We start from the raw sequence: 2,236 nt of genomic DNA, 5'->3' as shown, positions 1-2,236 counted from the left end.
ATTGGTTAGACCGCCAGTGTCAATTAAGGTGACATAAGTTTCGCTGTCATCGTCAAATAAAATTTCGCCGTATTGACGATCGCGTGTTAAGCCTTCAAAGTCAGACACTAACGCCTGACGCGACCTACTTAGGCGATTAAACAAGGTGGACTTGCCGACATTTGGGCGTCCAACGAGAGAGATAACAGGCATAGCAAAAGACGCTTAGAAATTAGTTTAAATCATTAAGTTTGATTTGAACTAAAGGCGCTAACCTTGAATCCTTATCTAATTGAGATATTGCTGATTGGTAATGTTCTTTTGCTGCCTTAATGTTGTTTTGTGCAAAATAAATATCACCTTTGATGTTGTCATACAAAGCACTAAATGCTTTGTTGGTGTTGTCACCTAATATATCAAGGGCTTTATCAGTATCATTGATTTCTAAATATACATTGGTCGCTTTAAATTTTGCATTTTGTGCGATAAATTCATTTGTGCTGTTGGTTAATGGTAATAAATAATTAAGCGCGTCTTGATAATTTCCTTGGTTGGCTGCTTGTTTTGCCATTATTAAATCTGCTTGCTGTGCGTAAGTACTCTGAGCATGATTTTCTTTAAGCGCCTTTAAAGCATCAGTATTGCTTGGATTAGCGACCACTGATAAGTAGTAACCTCGTGCTTGCAGATCTTGTTGATGTTGTTGTCCTTTATAATAATCAAAGCCCCAAAGCCCTCCTAAACCCAGAGATACACCCATAATAATCTGCAACGCATTTTCTTTAATCCACTTTTTGATTTGTTCGGCTTGTTCTTCGTCGGTTTTTTCTACTTCAATAAAATTTTTCATATTTGTCCTTTTAAATAATTGATTGCGTCTTCTATACGCATTGCTTGTTGTTCACCTTGACCCTTAAGCGGCTTAATTGCTACTTGGTTGTTGTTTAACTCTTCTTCTCCTAAAATAATAGCAAAATCGGCATTTGCTTTATCGGCTTTTTTAAATTGTGATTTAAAACTACCCATCGTGATATCATTATAAAGGATTAGTGTGGGTAATGCTGCATGGAGTTGCTCAGCAATTTGCAATGATTTTATTTGTGCCTCATCACCCAATGCCACGATATAGGCAGACAGTGGATCATCAGTAATTGATAAATTTTGTTCTTGAATCAATAAAATCAAACGCTCTAAACCCAATGCAAAACCAACGCTGGGGCAAGGGTTGCCGCCCATTTTTTCGACCAAACCATCGTAGCGGCCACCCGCACATATCGTGGCTTGTGCACCTAAGTCAGTGGTGGTCCATTCAAATACGGTGCGATTGTAATAATCCAATCCACGCACCAAACGCGTGTTAATAACATAAGGAATATCCATGCATTCTAAATAGGCTTTAAACGTATCAAAGTGCTTGGCGGATTCTTCGTCTAGATGTGCCATTAATTTAGGTGCAGCTTCAATTAGTGATTGCAAATCCTCATTTTTAGAATCTAGAATTCTGAGTGGATTGGTTGTTAGGCGTCTGGTAGAGTCTTCATCTAATTGGTCTTTGTGTTGCGTGAAATAGTCAACCAATACGCTGCGATAGTTAGCACGCGCCTCATTAGAGCCAAGTGTGTTGATTTCTAAAGTGATATTCTTGAGTCCTAAATTTTGCCACAATGAATGCGTAATGGCGATTAACTCAGCATCACTCTTTGCGCTATGTGCACCAAACACCTCAGCACCAATTTGATGAAACTGACGGTAACGACCTTTTTGAGGGCGCTCGTGGCGAAACATTGCGCCTTGATAAAAGACTTTTTGAATGCCTTCTCTTGGTAGATTATGCTCAATCATTGCACGCACTACACCGGCAGTATTCTCGGGTCTAAGGCTTAATAAATCGCCATTTGAATCCGTCCAAGTGTACATTTCTTTTTCAACAATATCTGTTGTTTGACCAATTGCACGACAAAAAGTATCCGTCTTTTCCACGACTGGGGTGCGGATATTCTTAAAGCCATAAGCAATAAAGGTATCAAAGATGATTTTTTCTAACGACAGCCACAAATGAGAGTCTTTGGGTAGACAATCGTTCATTCCGCGGATGGCGTTGATTTTGTTTGACATTGCTAAGTTAAATAATAAATTGGGTGTATTTTACTATGAGAGACCTTTGCATAAATATGAATAATCATCAAAACGCCATTTTTCACCAACTTGACAATTTTATGAAACACAGCCATAGCTTTGCTATGACTATATTTCATAA

At 38.6% G+C, this 2,236-nt stretch carries 3 protein-coding genes; all 3 read right to left on the bottom strand.

Translation table 11 applies throughout. The features are described 5' to 3' along the window. A partial coding sequence (locus tag BBROOKSOX_RS10200; RefSeq protein WP_180323995.1) for a GTPase occupies positions 1-192 on the bottom strand: 192 nt, incomplete at its 3' end. A gap of 19 nt (positions 193-211) precedes the next feature. Next, on the bottom strand, positions 212-829 hold the full coding sequence (locus tag BBROOKSOX_RS10195) for a YfgM family protein (protein ID WP_139661636.1): 618 nt from the start codon (positions 827-829) through the stop codon (positions 212-214). Further along, a complete protein-coding gene (gene hisS / locus BBROOKSOX_RS10190) occupies positions 826-2,094 on the bottom strand; it encodes a histidine--tRNA ligase (RefSeq protein WP_139661634.1) in 1,269 nt (422 codons plus the stop codon). The genes BBROOKSOX_RS10195 and hisS overlap by 4 nt, the downstream gene beginning before the upstream one ends. Positions 2,095-2,236 lie beyond the last annotated feature (142 nt).

This window comes from bacterium endosymbiont of Bathymodiolus sp. 5 South, assembly GCF_900128535.1.
GTDB lineage: Bacteria > Pseudomonadota > Gammaproteobacteria > PS1 > Pseudothioglobaceae > Thiodubiliella.
This window is presented reverse-complemented; position numbering and strand designations above follow the sequence as displayed.

What these genes read in the sequence shown, in the direction of transcription:
- BBROOKSOX_RS10195 (WP_139661636.1), bottom strand. Translation starts at nt 829, where the DNA reads ATGAAAAATTTTATTGAAGTAGAAAAAACCGACGAAGAACAAGCCGAA.
- hisS (WP_139661634.1), bottom strand. Translation starts at nt 2,094, where the DNA reads ATGTCAAACAAAATCAACGCCATCCGCGGAATGAACGATTGTCTACCC.